An 18,736-nucleotide genomic window follows, 5' to 3' on the forward strand; every position below is an offset into this window, starting at 1 on the left:
ACGGGGCCAACATCGTGCAGTGGGCCGACGGCAACGGTTCCAACCAGCAGTTCCGGTTGGCCGACTCCGACGGTGGCCACGTCCGTCTGATCAACCGCAACAGCAACAAGGTGGTGGAGGTGCAGGGCGCCTCGACCGCCGACGGGGGCAGCATCGTGCAGTACGACGACTGGAACGGCGCCAACCAGCAGTGGCGACTCGTCCGCGTCGGCTGAGGCGGACATCCCGGATGTGACTGCCCGACGTCCCCGACACCGGCGGCCGGGCGGCCGCCGGTGTCGAACACCTCACCCGCAGAGGAGAAGCAGCATGCGCAGACCGAAGAGATGGCTGACCGTCGTCCTGGGCGTCCTGACGCTGACGCTCGCGGCGAGCGTCGCCGACGGGGTCGTCGCGCCCCGCCCGGCCCAGGCGCTGAACAACGGCGTCGCCCGTACCCCGCCGATGGGCTGGAACACCTGGAACACGTTCGGCTGCAACATCAACGAGACCCTGATCCGCCAGATGGCCGACTCGATCGTGCAGAACGGCCTGCGGGACCTCGGGTACAAGTACGTCGTCGTCGACGACTGCTGGTTCGACCCGAACCGGGACGCGCAGGGCAACCTCCAGGCCCACCCGCAGCGGTTCCCGAGCGGGATGAAGGCGCTCGGGGACTACCTGCACTCGCGGGGCCTGCTGTTCGGCATCTACCAGTCACCGCTGGACCAGACCTGTGCCCAGTACTTCGACTCCTTTCCCGGTTCCACCGGCAGCCTCGGGCACGAGTACCAGGACGCCCGGCAGTTCGCCGCCTGGGGCGTGGACTACCTGAAGTACGACTGGTGCTCCCCCACCGGCACCATCAACGACCAGGTGGCGCGGTTCGGCATCATGCGCGACGCGCTCGCGTCCACCGGACGGCCGATCGTCTACAGCATCAACCCGAACAGCATCCACGAGAAGACCGGGCCGCAGCGCAACTGGAGCGACGTGGCGAACCTCTGGCGGACCACCGAGGACATCACCAACGCGTGGGACACCGGCCAGACCAACGGGTACCCGATGGGCATCCAGAACATCGTCAACGTCAACGTGCCGCTGGCCGGCTACGCCGCGCCCGGCGGGTTCACCGACCCGGACATGCTGGAGGTCGGCAACGGCGGGATGAACGACACCGAGATGCGCAGCCACTTCGCGCTGTGGTCGATCATGGCGGCGCCCCTCATGATGGGCAACGACCTGCGCTCGGCGAACGCCGCGACGCTGACGATCCTGAAGAACCAGAACCTCGTCGCCATCAACCAGGACCCGCTCGGGCGGCAGGCCGTCCAGGTCTCCCACGACGGCACCCGGCGGGTCCTGGCCAAGCGGCTGGCCAACGGCGACGTCGCGGTCGCGCTGTTCAACCAGGGCGGCTCCACCACCACGGTCTCCACCACGGCGGCGGCGATCGGCAAGACCGGTGGCCCGTTCACCCTGCGGGACGCGTGGACCAACGCCACCTCCACCACGACCGGAACCATCTCGGCGAGCGTTCCGGCGCACGGCACGGTGGTGTACCGGGTCAGTGGCGGCGGCACCACCGACCCGCCGCCGCCCACCACGTTCCGGCTGCGCAGCGAGTCGGCCGGACGGTGCCTCGACCTCGACAACGGCAACACCGCCAACGGCACCGGGACGCTGATCTGGGACTGCCACGGCAACCCCAACCAGCAGATCAGCCAGAACGGGCAGACGCTGCGGATCCTCGGCAAGTGCCTGGAGGTCCCCACCAACGCGGTCAACGGGACCCGGGCGCGGATCTGGGACTGCAACGGCGGCACCCACCAGCAGTGGACGGTCAACGGCAACGGCACGGTCGGCAACGTCCGTTTCCCGTCCCTCTGCCTGGACGTCGACAACGGCGGCACGGCCAACGGGACGGCCGTGCTCGTCTGGTCCTGCCACGGCAACGCCAACCAGCGGTGGAGCCGGGTGTGAGCCTCGCCCACCGGTGACGGACCGGCCGGGTGGGCGGCGTGCCCACCCGGCCGGCCGGTCAGCGACTGCCGGCGGCGCGCCGCTTGTGGTAGACGTCGAACGCCACGGCGACGAGGAGCACCAGGCCCTTGACCACCGACTGCACCGACTGGTCGACGCCCATGAGCTGCATGCCGTTGCTCATCACCGCCATGATCAGACCACCAACCATGGCGCCGACGACCGTGCCGACCCCACCGGTGACCGCCGCGCCGCCGATGAACGCCGCCGCGATCGCGTCCAGCTCGAACATGTTGCCGGCGGCGGGCTGCGCGCCGTTGGAGCGCGACGAGTAGATGACGCCCGCGACGGCGGACAGGAAGCCCATGTTGACGAAGACCCAGAAGTTGACCGTCTTCACCCGGACGCCGGACAACATCGCCGCCGGGAGGTTGCCGCCGATCGCGTAGACCTGACGACCGAAGACGGTACGCCGGGTGAGCAGGCCGTAGACCAGCACCAGCACGGCCAGGACGATCAGCACGATCGGCAGGCCCCGCGCGTGGGCCAACTGCCAGGCGAAGTACATGACGACCGCGCCGACGAGAGCCACCCGCGCGACGAAGAGCGGGAAGGACTCCACGGGCTGCTCGTAGCGGACGCGCGCCACCCGGGTCCGGAAGACGCTCACCGCGTATCCGGCCACCGCGAACGCGCCGATGAAGAGCGTGAACGCGTCGAAACCCTCCCCGCCGAGCAGCCCGTTGAGGAAGCCGGCGGCAAGCCGCTGGTACTCGGCCGGGAACGGCGACAGCGAGACGTTGTCCAGCACCCGCAGGGTGAGGCCGCGGAACAGCAGCATGCCGGCGAGCGTGACGATGAAGGCCGGGATCCCGGCGTACGCGACCCAGAGACCGTGCCACGCGCCGACCGCGACGCCCACGGCGAGCGCGGCGAGGATGCCGACCCACCAGGGCAGGCCCTCCCGGATGACGAGCACGGCGGAGACCGCGCCGGTGAGCGCCACCACCGAGCCCACGGAGAGGTCGATGTGCCCACCGATGATCACGATGACCATGCCGATCGCGAGCACCAGGATGTAGGAGTACTGGAGGACGATGTTGGTGATGTTGCCGGGGCTCAGCGAGACGCCGTCGGTGAGGACCGCGAACAGCGCGACGATCACCACGAGGGCGACGTAGATGCCGCTCTGCCGCAGGTTGCCCAGGAGCAGCGTCCGCGGATCGCTGGTGCCGGTGTGCAGGGCGGCGGCGGGGGCCGCGGGGGACGCGCCGCTCTTCGGTGTGGTGGGAGGCTTCGTGCTGGTCATCCGACCGGACCCCTGTCCTTCGTCATGAGTTCCATGAGGTTCTCCTGGGTGGCCGCGCCCACCGGCAGCTCGCCGGTGATCCGGCCGCCCGCGAGGGTGTAGATGCGGTCGCACATGCCGAGCAGCTCGGGCAGCTCGGAGGAGATGATGACGACGGCCTTGCCCTGGGCGACCAACCGGTTGACGATCGTGTAGATCTCGAACTTCGCGCCGACGTCGATGCCCCGGGTCGGCTCGTCCAGGATGAGCACGTCCGGGTCGGTGAACAGCCACTTCGCCAGGACGACCTTCTGCTGGTTGCCGCCGGAGAGATTGCCGACCACCGACATCACCGTCGGGGCCTTGATGTTCATGTCGCGCCGGCCCTGTTCGGCGACCTTGATCTCCCGGTTGCCGTCCACCCAGCCGAACCGGGCGAGCCGGCCCAGCGCCGCAGCCGAGATGTTGCCCCTGATGTCGTCGATCAGGTTGAGGCCGTAGCGCTTCCGGTCCTCGGTCGCGTACGCGATGCCGTGCTCGATCGCCTCGGCCACCGTACGGGCCCTGACCTCGCTTCCGTGCACGAACAGCCGGCCGGTGACGTCCCGGCCGTACGAGCGGCCGAACAGGCTCATCGCCAGCTCGGTGCGTCCGGCGCCCATCAGCCCGGCGATGCCGACCACCTCACCGGCGCGGACGTGGAGCGACGCGCCGTCGACCACCAACCGGTCCTGGGTCGGGTGCCGCACCGACCAGTTCTCGATGCGGAGCACCTCCCGGCCCGGGGAGGACACCCGGTCGGGGTAGAAGGCGGCGAGGTCCCGGCCGACCATGCCGCGGATGATCCGCTCCTGGGTGGCCGTGTCGTCGCGCATGTCGAGCGTCTCGACCGTCCGGCCGTCCCGGAGCACCGTGGTCGAGTCGGCGATCGAGGTGATCTCGCCGAGCTTGTGGGAGATCATGATGCAGGTGAGGCCCTCGTCCCGCAGCCGGCGCATCAGGTCCAGCAGGTGCGCCGAGTCGACGTCGTTGAGGGCTGCGGTCGGCTCGTCCAGGATCAGCAGTCGCACCTTCTTCGACAGTGCCTTGGCGATCTCCACCAACTGCTGCTTGCCGACGCCGAGCCCGACCACCGGGGTCACCGGATTCTCGGTCAGCCCGACCGACGTGAGCAGGCGAGCGGCCTCGGCGTTGGTCCGGTTCCAGTCGATGAGGCCGCCGAACCCGCGCCGCTCGTTGCCGAGGAAGATGTTCTCCGCGATCGACAGGTGCGGCACCAGCGCGAGTTCCTGGTGGATGATGACGATGCCGTGCGACTCGCTGTCCCGGATGCCCCGGAAGTGGACCGGCTCGCCGTCGAAGACGATCTCGCCGTCGTAGTCGCCGGTCGGGTACACCCCGGAGAGCACCTTCATCAGGGTGGACTTTCCGGCTCCGTTCTCGCCGCAGATCGCGTGGATCTCACCGCGTCGCACGGCGAGCGAGACGTCCTGGAGTGCCGTCACTCCGGGGAAGGTCTTCGTGATGTCGCGCATCTCGAGGATGTTCTCGCGCATGACCGTCCTGCTCCGAGCTGTCGTGGTGGGTGTCGCCGGCCCGGCGGGGTCCCCGCCACCGGGCCGGCGGATCCGGGTCAACCCTTCGCCTGCCCGGCGGCGACCTCCTCGGCGGTCCAGTAACCGGAGTCGATCAACACGGGCTTGATGTCGTCCTTGTAGACGGTCTGGACCGGCAGCAGGAACGAGGGCACGACCTTGACACCGTTGTCGTACGTCCTGGTGTCGTTGGCCTCCGGCTTCTTCTCCTCTCCGAACGCCTCGGCCGCCACCACGGCCTGCTCGGCCAGGAGCCGGGTGTCCTTGAAGATGGTGGAGCTCTGGACTCCGTCGTTGATGAGCTTGGCCGATGCGATCTCGGCGTCCTGGCCGGTGACCACGGGCATCTTCCTGGCCGCCGTGCCGTAGCCGGCGTTCTGCAGGGCGGTGATGATGCCGCGGGACAGGCCGTCGTACGGCGACAGCACACCGTCGACCGTGCTGCCGTCGTTGTAGCTGGAGGTGAGCAGGTCCTCCATGCGCTTCTGCGCGGTCTCCTGCTGCCACCGAAGGATGGCCACCTGCTCGATCTTCACCTGCCCGGACTTCACCTTCAGCGTGCCGGCGTCGACGAACGGCTTGAGGGTGTCCGTCGCGCCCCGGAAGAAGAAGTGGGCGTTGTTGTCGTCCAGCGAGCCGGCGAACAGCTCCACCTGGAACGGCCCGGTCGCGGTGCCCTTCCCGCCGTTCCTGTCGAGCAGGCCGAGGCCGACCAGCAGCGCGTTCGCCTGGGCGACGCCGACCTTGTAGTTGTCGAAGCTGACGTAGAAGTCGACGTTGGGGCTGTCCCGGATGAGCCGGTCGTACGCGATGACCGGGATCTTCGCGTCCGCCGCCGCCTGGAGCTGGCCGCTGAGCGCGGTGCCGTCGATCGCCGCGATGATCAGCACGTCCGCGCCCCGCGTGATCATCTGGTCGACCTGCTGCGACTGCGTCGGGATGTCGTCCCCGGCGTACTGGAGGTCGACCTGGTATCCCTTCGCCTCCAACTTCTCCTTCACCGAGTTGCCGTCGGCGATCCACCGCTCCGAGGTCTGGGTCGGCATCGAGACACCGATCGTCAGCTCGGCGGCCCGTTCGCCGCCGGTGTCTCCGCCGCCTCCCGCTCCCTCGCCACTACAGGCGGCCAGGCTGATGGCGAGTGCCGCCCCACCGAGAGCGGCCAGAATTCGTCTGCGCACGAGTTTCCTCTCCCCTCCGTACTCCTGGACAAGAACCCTTCGTTCGGGGACGACGGACGGGGTGCCGGGTCGCGTGGGCCCTGGCGACACCGCCGTCGCAGGTGCGACCGACTGCGGTCGCAACCGGTGCCGCTCGCGCGAGCCGTGGTGGCGGTGCGTGTCTCCGGGGGCGGCCAACCCGTGATGCAGCATGTTAGCGCTAACAGAGCTGGATGTCAATGACTTGAGACATTCCCGCCCGGCGCGGACGGACCGCCCGACGACCGGGCCCGCCACGCCCACCCCACGCGGCGAGGCTCCGTTGACGGACACCAGCCCGACCAGTACGGTGCATCGTGAACGCTCGATGTCAGCGTTAATTCGATCTCGTTTCCGCCCCAGCCGGGCACCGGGGCGACCGAGGCATACAGCCAGCTCAAACCGACGCCGCAAGGCTTCCTGCACTCGAAGCCTGGGATGTTATCGATAACAATCGGCGTTCATCGCCGGCATGCTCGCCGAACCGGAGCAGGCTTGTCGGCCCGGACCGCCGCGTAGGGAAACCGCTCGACACCCTGGAGGTAAGTCGTGAAGCTGCGAGCTCCGCTCCGGGCCGGAAAGGGACTCCGGCGCGCCGTCGCCGCGGTCGCGGGCCTGGTCTGCGCGATCGCCCTGTTGCCGGGCACCGCGCACGCCGACAACCCGATCGTCCAGCACATCTACACCGCCGACCCGGCACCGCTGGTGCACGACGGTCGCGTGTACCTCTACACCGGACACGACGAGGACGGCTCCACCTACTTCACCATGCGCGAGTGGCGGGTGTTCTCGTCCGCGGACATGGTGAACTGGACCGATCACGGCGTGCCCATGAGCCTGGCGACCTTCGCCTGGGCGGATGCCAACGCGTGGGCCGGCCACGTCATCCCCCGGAACGGGAAGTTCTACTGGTACGTGCCCGTCCGGCAGCGCTCGAACGGGCAGATGGTGATCGGGGTCGGGGTGGCGGACAGCCCGACCGGCCCGTTCCGGGACGCGCTCGGCCGCCCGCTGGTCGGCAACGGCGAGATCGATCCGCACGCCTTCGTCGACGACGACGGGCAGGCGTACCTGTACTGGGGCAACCCGAACCTGTGGTACGTGCGACTCAACCCCGACATGGTCTCGTTCTCGGGCAGCCCGACCCGGATCCCGCTCACCACCGCCGGGTTCGGCACCCGCACCGGCAACCCCGGCCGCCCCACCCTCTACGAAGAGGGCCCCTGGGTCTACAAGCGCAACGGGCTCTACTACATGGTCTTCGCGGCGGAGTGCTGCTCCGAGTTCATCGCCTACTCGACCGCGCCCGGCCCCACCGGACCCTGGACGTACCGAGGGACGATCATGCCCCGGCAGGGCAGCAGCTTCACCAACCACGCGGGTGTCATCGACTTCAACGGCGGATCGTACTTCTTCTACCACAACGGCGCGCTACCCGGCGGGGGCGGCTTCACGCGCTCGGTCGCGCTGGAGAGGTTCACCTACAACTCCAACGGCACCTTCCCCACGATCAACATGACCACCGTGGGCGCTTCCCAGGTCGGCACGCTGAACCCGTACGTCCGGCAGGAAGCCGAGACGATCGCCTGGGGCTCCGGCATCGAGACCGAACCGTCCCGCGAGGGCGGCATGAACGTCGGCTGGATCGAGAACGGAGACCACATCAAGGTCAAGGGCGTCGCCTTCGGTACCGGCGCCGCCTCCTTCTCCGCGCGGGTCGCCTCCGCCACCAGCGGCGGCCGGATCGAGGTGCGGCTGGACAGCGCGGGCGGCCCGATCGTCGGCACCTGCGCCGTCGTTGGCACCGGCGGCTGGCAGAACTGGACGACCACCACCTGCGGGGTGAGCGGAGCCACGGGTACGCGGGACCTGTACCTGCGCTTCGCCGGCGGCGGCGGCCACCTGTTCAACGTCGACTGGTGGCAGTTCGGCCGGGGTGGCGCCCCGGCGTGACCGGATGGTCGCGGTCACCGGCGGCGTCGAGGTTCAGCGCGGCCTCGATCAGGGCGAGGTGGGTGAACGCCTGCGGATGGTTGCCCAGTGCGCCGCCGTCGGGGCCGCGCTCCTCATGAAGCAGTACATCGAGCAGCAGAACCGTCCCGGTCAAGGTACTGCTCGGGCCTAGCGGCCCTCCCAGCGCGGGCCTTCACCCCCGGCCTGAAGACCGGAGCACCGGCCCGCATTCCGGTAGCGGCGGCCCTCCTCGGCGTGACCGAGGCGGAACAGGGCCAGGAGCAGCAGGGCGGCGTCACGACCTGCTCCGGGCGACCGGGGTGCCCCGCGCCGCAGCCCGCCGGCAGGTCCGCCAGGCCGCCGCCGGCCACCCGGGCTGACCCGGTCGGCCCGCAGCGTCGCGCCGGTGATCGACACCGCTTCGGCGAGGTCGGGGTCTCCGGACGACCGGACACCCCGACCTCGCCGGGATCCTGGTCTCCGGGACGTCGGCCACCGGGGCGACGCGGCGGCGGTGCCGGCCGGGAAGGATCCGGCAGCGGGTCGCCTACCCGGCCACCGGACGCAGCCGCACCCGGCGCAGAAGTTGGGCGTTGAGCGCGACGACGATGGTGGAGGCGGACATCAGCACCGCCCCGACTGCCGGGCTGAGCGTGACGCCGGCCCAGGCCAGGACGCCTGCGGCCAGGGGCAGGGCCACCACGTTGTAGCCGGCGGCCCAGGCCAGGTTCTGGATCATCTTGCGGTAGGAGGCCCGGGACAGCCGGATCACCCCGGTGACCCCGCGCGGGTCGGAGGAGGCCAGGACCACACCGGCGGACTCGATCGCGACGTCGGTGCCGGCCCCGATGGCGATACCGACGTCGGCGCGGGCCAGCGCGGGGGCGTCGTTGACGCCGTCGCCGACCATCGCCACCCGGAGACCCCGTTTCTGCAGGTCCGCGACGGCGTCGTCCTTGTCGGCAGGCAGCACCTCGGCGAACACCTCGTCCTCGCCGGGGCGGAACTCCAGGTCGGCGGCGACCGCCTCGGCGACCGGCCGGGCGTCACCGGTGATCATCACGATCTTGCGGACCCCCTGCTCACGGAGTTCCCTGATGGCCTGCCGGGCCTCGGGGCGGACCTGGTCCTCCAGGGCCAGGGCACCGACGACCGTCGTCGCGTCGTCGTCGAGGCGCAGCAGGTGGAGCACCGCCGCCCCCCGTCGCGACCAGTCGTCCTGGCGATGCCGCAGGTCGTCGGGGACGGTCGCCCGCAGTTCCCGCAGCAGGGCGGGTCCGCCCACGGCGTAGGTGGCGCCGTCGACGTCGGCGCGCACACCGCGTCCGGTCAGCGACAGGAATCCGGTGGCCCGGCGGACACCGCCCTTCTCGGCGGCCGCGGCGACGATCGCGCGGGCCAGGGGGTGCTCGCTGTCGGCCTCCACCGCCGCGGCGATGGCCAGGACCTCGTCGTCGCTGGCGGCGGTGGCGGCCACGCCGGTGACGACGTGTTCGCCGCGGGTCAGGGTGCCGGTCTTGTCGAACAGCACCGCGTCGACGGTGCGCATCCGCTCCAGGGCGATCCGGTCCTTGACCAGGATGCCGCCCTTGGCCGCCACCGCGGTGGAGAGCGCGATCACCAGCGGGATGGCCAGCCCGAGGGCGTGCGGGCACGCGATCACCAGGACCGTCACCGTGCGCAGGACGGCCTCGTCGGGGTTGCCGAGCGCCGTCCAGGCCAGCACGGTCACCACGGCGGTGGCGGTGGCGACGTAGAACAGCCATGCGGCGAACCGGTCGGCGAGCACCTGCGCCCGGCCGCTGGACCGCTGCGCCTGCGTCACCAGGCGTTCGATGCCGGCCAGGGCGGTGTCCTCGCCGACGGCCGTGACGCGGACCCGGATCGCCGCGTCGGTGGCCACCGTGCCGGCGACCACCCGGTCGCCGACCGTCCGAGGGACCGGCCGGGACTCCCCGGTGATCATCGACTCGTCCATCTCGGCACCACCGTCGACGACCGAGCCGTCGGCCGGCACCCGTGCGCCCGGGCGGACGAGGACCACGTCCCCGACTCCCAGCGCGGCCACGGACACCCGCGTCGGCCGGCCCTGCGCGTCGAGGCGTTCGGCGTCGTCGGGCAGCAGCGCGGCCAGGGCGGACAGCGCGCCCTGGGCCTGGCCGATCGCCTTCATCTCCTGCCAGTGCCCGAGCAGCATGATCGTGACCAGGGCGGCCAGCTCCCACCAGAAGTCCAGGTGGAACGCGCCCAACGAGGTGGCCAGCGACGCCACGTACGCCACGGTGATCGCCATCGCGATCAGCAGCATCATCCCCGGTGCCCGGTCCCGGACCTCCCGGACCGCGCCCTGCAGGAACGGCCACCCGCCCCACGCGAACACCACAGTGCCCAGCACCGGCCCCACCCAGCCGACGCCGGGGAAGTCGAGCCGGTAGCCGAACCAGTCCATCACCATGTGGCTGGTCGCCACGATCGGGACCGTCAGGGCCAGACTCAGCCAGAACCTGCGGCGGAACATCCCCGGGTCGTGCCCGGCGTGCTTGTCGTGCCCGGAGCGGTGGTGGACCTGGCTGCCGTGGTGTTCCTGCTGCCCGCCGGTTCCGGTGTGACCGTCCGCCCGCGTCGGCGGGGCGTGGTGCTCGTGCGACATCCGTCATCGCCTCCCTCGGGACACGAACATACCCCCAGGGGGTATCGTCCGCCCAGGCGTGTCGATGTCTCGCGGATCACTCGCCTCGCGGCGGGCGACCGGCGCCGGGCACGGGCTCCTTCGGTCCGGTTCCGCCTGCGGCTACCCCCTGCGCCGGACTCCATGCCCCGCAGAACGCCGCCGCGCGCGTCGGGTCCCACCGGACGCGCCGCGCGTCCGCCCCGCTGCCGTCCGACGTGTCGGCCCGGGCGGGGCGGACGGGGCGGCCGGACTACGGCATGGGGTGGGCGACGAAGTGGTCCCAGGAGATGCCGGTGGCGTCGGGCCCGGCGGGGTCGCCGTAGAGGCTGCACGAACAACCACCCGGGTACGCGTGCCCGGCACCGTTGATCATGTACTGGTCGACGATCGTCCGGCCGGCGTCGTCGCGGTGGCGCAGCAGCGTGTAGCCGCGCCCGCCCGGCACCTGACCGTCGACGGTGTCGTCGGGCGTGGCGTCGGTTCCGGCGACGGTGGTCCACTGCCCCGCGACCCGGTACGCCGTCGACGGCGGCACGACGATGTCGCCGGTGCCCTGGAAGATGACCACCGGCACCGCGCGGGCACGGCTGCCCATCTCCTGCAACGCCGCCCGACCGGACTGCTGCGGCGTCGTGTTCTGCAGGACGTCGCAGAGGTACTCGCAACCGGCGACGACGCTCGCGGCGGCATAGACGTCGGGGTAGGAGACGGCCATGATGTTGGCCATCACCCCGCCCGCCGAGATGCCGGTGACGTAGACACGGCGACGGTCGGCGCCGTAGCGGCTCGCGACGCGGTCGGTGATGCCGGCGATGATCGCCGGCTCACCGAAGCCGCGGTGCTGGTTCGTCGGCAGGAACCAGTTCCAACAGCCGGCCGGGTTGGCCAGGTTGTTCTGATCCGGCATCACGACGGCGAAACCCTTCTGCTCCGCGCGGGCGCTCCAACCGGTGAGGACGTCGAAGCCGACGTCGTTCTCGGTGCAGCCGTGCAGCGCCACGACCAGCGGCATCGGCGTGCCGGGCCGATAGGTCGAGGGCACGTAGCCGTGGTAGTCCCTGATGCCGTGGATCGAGACGTAGGTGCCGTGGAAGAACGTTCCCGTCGCCGCGTGCGCGGGCGGCGGGGCGACGACGGCTCCCGCGACGAGGGCGAGAGCGGCGGCCAGCGTCCGCAGCCACCGGCCAGGGTTGACGGTCATGATCGAACCCCTTCCAAACGGTCGTTTGTTTGGAACATTGAAGTCCATCCACGTATATGTCAAGGTGTTGACGGGGCACGTCGCAGATCCGAGACTGTCTTCCTGCCAAACGTTCGTTCGTCAGGAGACGAGGAGAGCGCGATGGGCGTGGTGGCGAACCGGGAAGCACAGGGGCGGGTCGCCGGGGACGCCGTGGAGCTGGCGTTCGGGTTCTGGCCGGGGCGTGGCCGGCCGATCGTGGCCCTGCACGGGATCACCGCGTCCTACGTCAACTTCGTCGGCATCGCCGAGCGGCTGGCCGGGCGGCGTCCGCTGCTGGCCCTGGACCTGCGGGGCCGGGGTGGCAGCGACAAGCCGGAGGGACCCCACGGCATGGGTCAGCATGCCCGTGACGTCGCCGCGGCGATGGAGGCGTTCGGGCTCGACGACTGTGTCGTCGTCGGACACTCCATGGGGGCGTTCGCCGCGGTCGCTCTCGCCGCCGAGCACCCGGACCGGGTCGCGGGCGTCATGATGGTCGACGGCGGGCTGCCGCTCACGGTCCCGCCCGGCGTCGACCCGGCCGCGCTGCTGGACGTCGTACTGGGTCCGCAACTGGCCCGGCTACGGCGGGAGTTCGCCAGCCGGGAGGAGTACCACGACTACTGGCGGGCGCTGCCGGCGTTCCCGGCCGACGTGTGGGGACCGTGGGTGCACGCGTACCTGGACTACGACCTCGGCGGCACCGCACCGCACCTGAGGCCACGGGCGTCCGAGGCGGCGATTCGCGCGGACTACCTGGACACCCTCGACGCCGACCTGTTGCGCAGGCGGCTGGCGGCGATCACGGTACCGGTGACGCTGCTGACCGCCGAGGAGGGCTTCTATCCGGACCAGCCGCCGCTGTACCCCGACGCGGTCGTACGGGCGGAAGGCGGCGCGGTGGGTCGGTTCACGCACCAGCGGATCCCGGGCACCACGCACTACACCGTCGCGCTGGCCGACCACGGCGCGACCAGCTGCGCCGACGCGCTGGTCGCGTTCGCCGAGCGGTGCGGCAGATGAGGTGACCGGTCGACCATGAGGGACATCCCGCCGGATTTCCCGCCTGGCGACCCGGTGTGCCAGGGTAGTGGCACGTCCGTCGAGCACGGTGTGAAGGAGCAGGAGGCGTGGCACGCAAGCGTCCGGCCCCGGCCGCCGACACCGCCCGGCTGCTGACCGAGATCGTCGCCGCCAGCCCCCCGGCCCGGAACGCGACGGATCCGCTGCCACCGCGCGCGACGGCCGGCGGCACGCTTCGACGCATCCAGGCGGAGGCGCTGCGTCAGTTCGCCGCACGCGGCTACCACGCCGTCTCGGTGCGCGACCTGGCGGCGGGCGTCGGCATCCACGCGAGTTCGATCTACGCGCACGTGCCGTCGAAGGCCGACCTGTTGGCGGACCTGCTGCGCCTCGGGCACGTCGAACACCGCGACCGGTTGCGCCAGGCCCTTCTCGACTGCGGATCCGACCCCGGCGACCAACTGGCCGCGCTCACCCGGGCCCACGTCCGCATGCACGCCGAGTACCCGCTGCTGGCCCGGGTCGCCAACCGCGAACTCGGCACGCTGGACGGCGCGGCCCGCGACGAGATCGCCGCCGTCCGGCTGGACTCCGAACGGCTGATCCTGGACGTCATCAACCGCGGCCGGCAGCTCGGCGCGTTCGGCGCCGACGTCGACCCGCTCATCGCCGTCGCCGCCATCGGGGCCATGGGCATCCGGGTCGCCGAGTGGTGGACCCCGGCCCTGGGCATCACCGTCGACGACCTCGCCGACCAGTACGCCACCCTCGCCCGCAACATGCTGCGCTGATCCGCACGACCCGACCGCACGACCCGGTCCGGTGACCTGCCCGGAGACGGCGGTGGCCGCCCTGACCTGCTGGGACAATGCGACGACCACCCCGATGCGTCGGAGGAAGGCTCGCCGTGACGGACGCGCAGGGATCGCACGGGCCGGACAGCGGTGCCGCATCGCGCTCCCTGGCGGCCCGCGGTCCGCGGGTCAACGCGCTCGTGGTGGGCGCGATCGGCGTGGTGTTCGGTGACATCGGCACCAGCCCGATCTACACCATGCAGACCGTCTTCAATCCGGGCGATCCGCATCCCGTGCCGGTCAGCCCGGAGAGCGTGTACGGGGTCGTCTCGCTGGTGTTCTGGTCGGTGATGATCATCGTCACCGTCACCTACGTGCTGCTGGCGATGCGCGCCGACAACCAGGGCGAGGGCGGCATCATGGCACTGATCACCCTGCTGCGGCGATCGGCGGCAGAACGCGGACGCGCCGCGTCGGCACTCGCCGCCCTGGGCATCTTCGGCGCCGCGCTGTTCTTCGGCGACAGCATGATCACCCCGGCGATCTCGGTGCTGTCCGCCGTGGAGGGGCTGAAGATCGTCGAACCGGCGCTGACCGACCTCGTCGTGCCGATCACCGCAGTGATCATCGTGGTGCTGTTCCTGCTCCAGCGGCGGGGCACCGGCGCCGTCGGCCGGCTCTTCGGTCCCATCATGATCGTCTGGTTCGTCACCATAGCCGGGTGCGGCGTCGCGGGCATCGCCCGGCACCCGGACATCCTCCGGGCGTTGTCACCGACCTACGCGCTCGGTTTCCTGGCCGGTCACTTCGGGGTGGCGTTCTTCGCCCTGGCCGCGATCGTGCTCGCGGTGACCGGCGCGGAGGCGCTGTACGCGGACATGGGGCACTTCGGTCGCCGGTCGATCACGCGGGCCTGGCTGGCCCTGGTGTTCCCCGCGTGCGTGCTGAGCTATCTGGGTCAGGGAGCACTCATCCTGAGCGACCCGACGAACGTCGGCGCGCCGTTCTTCCGGCTGGTGCCCGACTGGGGACGGCTGCCGCTGGTCGTGTTGGCCACCGCGGCGACGGTGATCGCCTCCCAGGCGGTGATCACCGGCGCGTACTCGGTCGCGTCGCAGGCCGCCGAACTGGGCTACCTGCCCCGGCTACGCGTCACGCACACCTCCGAGTCCACGATCGGGCAGATCTACGTGCCGTGGATCAACTGGCTGCTGATGGTCTCGGTGCTCACCCTGGTGTTCGCCTTCCGGAGTTCGGCGGCGTTGGCGTACGCCTTCGGCATGGCGGTGACCGCGACGATCACCATCAGCACCCTGATGTTCTTCTACATCAGCCACTGGAGGTGGCACGTCCCGCCGTGGCTGCTCGCCCTCGGCGCCGCCCCGCTGCTGGTGGTGGACCTCCTGTTCGTCGCGGCCAACGCGACCAAACTGATCCACGGGGCGTGGTTGCCGCTGCTCATCGGCCTGACCGCGTTCACCATCATGACCACCTGGCAGCGCGGTCGCCAGATCGTCGCCGCGGAGCGTCAGCGCCGCGAGGGGTCACTGCGCGACTTCGTCGACGAGCTGCGCGACAACCCGCGCGACGTCCGGCGGGTTCCCGGCACGGCGGTCTTCCTCAACCCCCGCGCCCAGACCGCGCCGCTGGCCATGCGCGCCAACGTCGAACACAACCACGTTCGCCACGAACACCTGCTGATCCTGTCGATCCTGACCGAACCGGTGCCCCGCGTCGCCGCCGACCAGCACATCGTCGTCGACGATCTCGGCTACGCCGACGACGGGATCGTCCACGTCACCGCCCGCTTCGGCTACATGGAGGCCCCGAACGTGCCCGAGGTGCTCCGGCGGGTCGACCCGGCCGCCGCCGAGGGCCGGATGCGGCTGGACGAGGCGTCGTACTTCCTGTCGAAGGTCGAACTCCGGCCGGGTCACCTGCCGACGATGGCGCTCTGGCGCAAGCGGCTCTTCATCGCCACGTCCTACCTCACCGCCGACGCCGCCGAACACTTCGGCCTGCCCCGCAACCGCACGGTGATCATGGGTTCCCACATCGAGGTGTAGCGGACGTCCGCCGAGCGCCGCACGTGCCTACCCTGAGAACCGTGAACACCCGCAGGCGGAAGAAGCTCACCCGGCGTCTGATGGAGTCGGTGCTCCGCGACGACGCGGCGGTCGCCGGCGCCCTCCTGCGCCTCGGGGCGGACCCCGACGCGGCCGACCCCGACGGCACCACCCCGCTGTACCAGGCATCGGTGCACGGCGCGGCCGAGCTCGTACGGCTTCTGCTCCGGGCCGGCGCCACGCCGGACGCCGAGAGCGGCCACGGCCAGGAGGGGACGCCGCTGTGCGCCGCGGCGGCCTGGGGACACACCGACGTGGTCCGAGAGCTTCTCGCCCACCACGCCGACCCGAATCTCCGCGAGGACCGGGGAACCGGCTACGCGCCACTGGACTGGGCGCTCCGCGGCGGCCACTCGTCGACAGCTGACCTGCTGCGGGCTGCCGGTGCCCGCTCCCCCGCGACGGGCATCTGAGACGCGCCCTGTCGCACGCGACGTGGCCCGGGACGTCCCGGTCGCTCCGCCGGGAAGTCGGCGGAGACGTCCGCCAGGGCGGTCACGACGATCGGCCCGTGGTTCCCGCGTCCGGCGCGGGCGCGTCCGGATCCAGCCGTGCGGCCAGCTCGCGCACAGCCGCCGCGTACGCCTCGTCGGTGTGGTACGGCCAGTGCTGGTGGATCGGTGGAGGGACGGTGTCGTCCGGTTCCACGGTCAGCGCCCGGGGGTCGCGCAACCGCCGGTCGACCGTACCCGCGGGTCCGGCCACACGTGACGGCTCGTCCGGGCGGTGGGCGGAGAAGATCGGGCCGCCGATCGGGTCGGTGTCCCGCCACAGGTTCACCCACCGCCAGCCGATCCGGTTACCGACCTCGTACAGCGTTCCGTCGCCGAGGAAGGCCGGGCAGAGCCGGGCGTAGACGCGGTGCAGCGGGCTGCCGTGGGTGAGCAGCGCCACCCGGGGCAGCACCGCGTCCGGCAACTGGAGGAGAGCGGCGGCGGTGAGGACCGATCCGTGGCTGTGCCCGGAGAGGACGACCCCGCCCCGGGCGGTCATCGCGGTGATCCGCTTGGCGAGTTCCGGCACCGCCCGCTCGGCGTAGCAGGGCGGCGCGAACGGATGCACCGTACGCGGCCAGAAGGTGCCCAGGTCCCAGATCACCGCGATCGTGCGACGGGTCTCCTCGGAACGGTAGGACAGCAGCCCGAGCACGACGATTCCCACCGCCACCAGCCCGATGACGTACATCCCGACATCGGTCGCGAGCGCCAGTCGCGTGGCCGCCTGCCCGTCGGTGTCGGCCAGCCGCTGGCTCAGTTCCGCCGGGCCGATCCCGACCAGGTCCAGCGCGACCGTCGTCACGCCCAGCAGCGACAACACCAGGAACGTGGTGAAGACCGGCCCGAACTGCTCGGCGACCGCGGCCCGGGCGACCGTCTCCCGAACGGTGGCGCGCCGGGGCAGGGCGTCCGGCGGCGGATCGGGGAAGTCCCGCGCGACGATCTCGTCGGCCAGGCGACGGCGCCGCCGCCGGGTCGTCCCGATCCGCCAGAGCGTGACCGCGGCGACGACCAGGACGGCGACCAGTCCGGCGAGCGCCGCCCAGCGATAGGAAACCGGTGGCTCCAGCGGCGGCGCGCCGGCGGGGTTGGGCCGCGCCGGGTTGGGGATCGATCCCCGGTCGAGCACGTCGGCGACGCGGTAGACGAGGGCGGCGGCGAACCCGTACGAGGAGGCGACCGCCGCGGCGGCGAACACCGGGGTGGCCAGTCCACCCAGCCAGGACGTGGCCGCCGTCCGGCTCCTGCGGCGCTGGTGGAGCGTGGTGACGACGAGGACGCCCAGCAGTCCTGCCTGGACCCCGACCAACGCGGCCACCGCGCCCTCGTGGCCGGGCAGCTGTCCGCGCGGTGGATCCGACGGGAACGGCAGCGCGGTGGAACCGAGGGCCAGCAGGGTGAGCCCGATCGCGACCCGTCGCAACGCCTGCACGCCACGCATGCCGACCAGGCCCCGGCCGGGCCCCTTCCGGGCCAGTCGGGCGGGCACGCAGAGCAGGACCGCACAGGCCGCCAGCTGGAACCAGACGGCGACGAAGAGCACGTACGAGACCAGCGTGGGATGGATGTGGATCTGCGCGCCGAGCAGAATCGCGGCGAGCACGCCCAGCCCGACCGCCACGTGGATGGCGCGCAACCGCTGCACCACGAGCGCGTCGTTCCAGAAGCCGGGACGGTCGATCCGGTCCTCGCCACCGGCGCCGCTCTGCCCGCCCGTCACCGAGAACGCCTCGAAGGCCCGGGCGGACCGCTCCCCGAGCCACCACAGCAGGCGCAGCGCGCCGATCGGCAGCAGCGCGAGCAGGGCCAGGCGCGGGCCGAGGGGCAGCTCCCCCAGCCAGGACAGGTAGCCGCGGCCATGGGTGCAGGGACGGTAGGGAACGCACTGCCACCCCACGATGTCGACGGTCGCTCCCACCACGGAGAGGACGTACGCGGCGGTCAGGCTGGCAGCGAGCAGCCGGCACAGCGGCCCGATGATCCCGCCCGCCCCGCCGGTCGCCGGCCGCGTCCACACGGCGAGGTTGATCAGCATGAACGGCAGCAGGAACAGCAGGGACACGGTCCGTACGGCGGCCCCGGCGGTCAGCGAACCCCAGCGGTACGCCTCGGTCCGCAGCCCGCCCCATGGGCCGTCAGGTCCGAACCCGGGCCGGGGCCGGTAGAAGCCGGCGTTGTCGTCGCCGGCCACCCGGATCACGACCGGGTGGTCCAGCAGTGTCTCGGCAGTGGCCCCGGAGACACCGTGCACCCGGAGTTCCACCACCTCGTGCGCCACTGTCCCGCCTCCCGGCAGATGCCGATCCGGATTCACGGTAGTGCGCTGACCTGCTGTCACGTGACCACTTCGGCCAACTCCGCCGGTTCGGTGAGCACCGCCGGCAGGCTGGTGCCGCCCCGGTCACC

General features: G+C 71.3%; 13 protein-coding genes and 1 pseudogene. 8 read left to right on the forward strand and 6 right to left on the reverse strand.

What is annotated here, in order from left to right; translation table 11 throughout:
- Window positions 1-212, forward strand: a pseudogene (locus QSK20_RS28180) (RICIN domain-containing protein); the annotation flags it as partial.
- Window positions 213-309: 97 nt separating this feature from the next.
- Complete coding sequence (locus QSK20_RS28185) at window positions 310-1,962, forward strand: glycoside hydrolase family 27 protein (RefSeq protein WP_285791646.1); 1,653 nt, start codon at window positions 310-312, stop codon at window positions 1,960-1,962.
- Between the two features lie 58 nt (window positions 1,963-2,020).
- Here the strand turns inward: QSK20_RS28185 and mmsB are convergent, their stop codons facing one another.
- The 3 genes from mmsB to chvE form a co-directional block, all read right to left on the reverse strand.
- Entirely contained in the window at window positions 2,021-3,271 is a 1,251-nt protein-coding gene (gene mmsB / locus QSK20_RS28190) for a multiple monosaccharide ABC transporter permease (protein WP_285791647.1), read from the reverse strand.
- On the reverse strand, window positions 3,268-4,806 hold the full coding sequence (gene mmsA, locus QSK20_RS28195) for a multiple monosaccharide ABC transporter ATP-binding protein (RefSeq protein ID WP_285791648.1): 1,539 nt from the start codon (window positions 4,804-4,806) through the stop codon (window positions 3,268-3,270). The genes mmsB and mmsA overlap by 4 nt, the downstream gene beginning before the upstream one ends.
- Window positions 4,807-4,883: 77 nt before the next feature.
- Window positions 4,884-6,026, reverse strand: coding sequence for a multiple monosaccharide ABC transporter substrate-binding protein (gene chvE / locus QSK20_RS28200; protein ID WP_285791649.1), 1,143 nt, complete (start codon window positions 6,024-6,026; stop codon window positions 4,884-4,886).
- A 567-nt stretch (window positions 6,027-6,593) separates the two neighbouring features.
- On the opposite strand from chvE, the gene QSK20_RS28205 reads away from it, so the two are divergent.
- A complete protein-coding gene (locus QSK20_RS28205) occupies window positions 6,594-7,997 on the forward strand; it encodes a glycoside hydrolase family 43 protein (protein WP_285791650.1) in 1,404 nt (467 codons plus the stop codon).
- Between the two features lie 4 nt (window positions 7,998-8,001).
- A complete protein-coding gene (locus tag QSK20_RS28210; protein ID WP_285791651.1) occupies window positions 8,002-8,169 on the forward strand; it encodes a hypothetical protein in 168 nt (55 codons plus the stop codon).
- Window positions 8,170-8,544: 375 nt separating this feature from the next.
- On the opposite strand, the gene QSK20_RS28215 is transcribed toward QSK20_RS28210, so the two are convergent.
- Both QSK20_RS28215 and QSK20_RS28220 read right to left on the reverse strand, forming a co-directional pair.
- Window positions 8,545-10,647 (reverse strand): copper-translocating P-type ATPase, encoded by a 2,103-nt coding sequence (locus QSK20_RS28215; protein WP_285791652.1) that lies wholly within the window; start codon window positions 10,645-10,647, stop codon window positions 8,545-8,547.
- A 271-nt stretch (window positions 10,648-10,918) separates the two neighbouring features.
- A complete protein-coding gene (locus QSK20_RS28220) occupies window positions 10,919-11,869 on the reverse strand; it encodes an extracellular catalytic domain type 1 short-chain-length polyhydroxyalkanoate depolymerase (RefSeq protein ID WP_285791653.1) in 951 nt (316 codons plus the stop codon).
- 141 nt (window positions 11,870-12,010) lie between these two features.
- Here QSK20_RS28220 and QSK20_RS28225 point away from each other — a divergent pair, with 141 nt between their 5' ends.
- The 4 genes from QSK20_RS28225 to QSK20_RS28240 all read left to right on the forward strand — a co-directional run bounded on the left by QSK20_RS28225 (window position 12,011) and on the right by QSK20_RS28240 (window position 16,246).
- Window positions 12,011-12,913, forward strand: a complete 903-nt coding sequence (locus QSK20_RS28225) for an alpha/beta fold hydrolase (protein WP_285791654.1) — start codon at window positions 12,011-12,013, stop codon at window positions 12,911-12,913.
- Between the two features lie 107 nt (window positions 12,914-13,020).
- Complete coding sequence (locus QSK20_RS28230; RefSeq protein WP_285791655.1) at window positions 13,021-13,704, forward strand: TetR/AcrR family transcriptional regulator; 684 nt, start codon at window positions 13,021-13,023, stop codon at window positions 13,702-13,704.
- Window positions 13,705-13,820: 116 nt separating this feature from the next.
- Entirely contained in the window at window positions 13,821-15,773 is a 1,953-nt protein-coding gene (locus tag QSK20_RS28235; protein WP_285791656.1) for a potassium transporter Kup, read from the forward strand.
- 41 nt (window positions 15,774-15,814) lie between these two features.
- Window positions 15,815-16,246, forward strand: a complete 432-nt coding sequence (locus QSK20_RS28240; protein ID WP_285791657.1) for an ankyrin repeat domain-containing protein — start codon at window positions 15,815-15,817, stop codon at window positions 16,244-16,246.
- A gap of 82 nt (window positions 16,247-16,328) precedes the next feature.
- Here the strand turns inward: QSK20_RS28240 and QSK20_RS28245 are convergent, their stop codons facing one another.
- Entirely contained in the window at window positions 16,329-18,608 is a 2,280-nt protein-coding gene (locus QSK20_RS28245; RefSeq protein ID WP_285791658.1) for a hypothetical protein, read from the reverse strand.
- Window positions 18,609-18,736: the final 128 nt, after the last annotated feature.

The organism is Micromonospora sp. NBRC 101691 (genome assembly GCF_030269285.1).
Classification (GTDB): Bacteria; Actinomycetota; Actinomycetes; order Mycobacteriales; family Micromonosporaceae; genus Micromonospora; species Micromonospora echinospora.

Excerpts from the sequence above, each read along its gene's own strand:
- QSK20_RS28185 (WP_285791646.1), top strand. The coding sequence starts at position 310 with ATGCGCAGACCGAAGAGATGGCTGACCGTCGTCCTGGGCGTCCTGACG.
- mmsB (WP_285791647.1), bottom strand. The coding sequence starts at position 3,271 with ATGACCAGCACGAAGCCTCCCACCACACCGAAGAGCGGCGCGTCCCCC.
- mmsA (WP_285791648.1), bottom strand. The coding sequence starts at position 4,806 with ATGCGCGAGAACATCCTCGAGATGCGCGACATCACGAAGACCTTCCCC.
- QSK20_RS28210 (WP_285791651.1), top strand. The coding sequence starts at position 8,002 with ATGGTCGCGGTCACCGGCGGCGTCGAGGTTCAGCGCGGCCTCGATCAG.
- QSK20_RS28215 (WP_285791652.1), bottom strand. The coding sequence starts at position 10,647 with ATGTCGCACGAGCACCACGCCCCGCCGACGCGGGCGGACGGTCACACC.
- QSK20_RS28220 (WP_285791653.1), bottom strand. The coding sequence starts at position 11,869 with ATGACCGTCAACCCTGGCCGGTGGCTGCGGACGCTGGCCGCCGCTCTC.
- QSK20_RS28225 (WP_285791654.1), top strand. The coding sequence starts at position 12,011 with ATGGGCGTGGTGGCGAACCGGGAAGCACAGGGGCGGGTCGCCGGGGAC.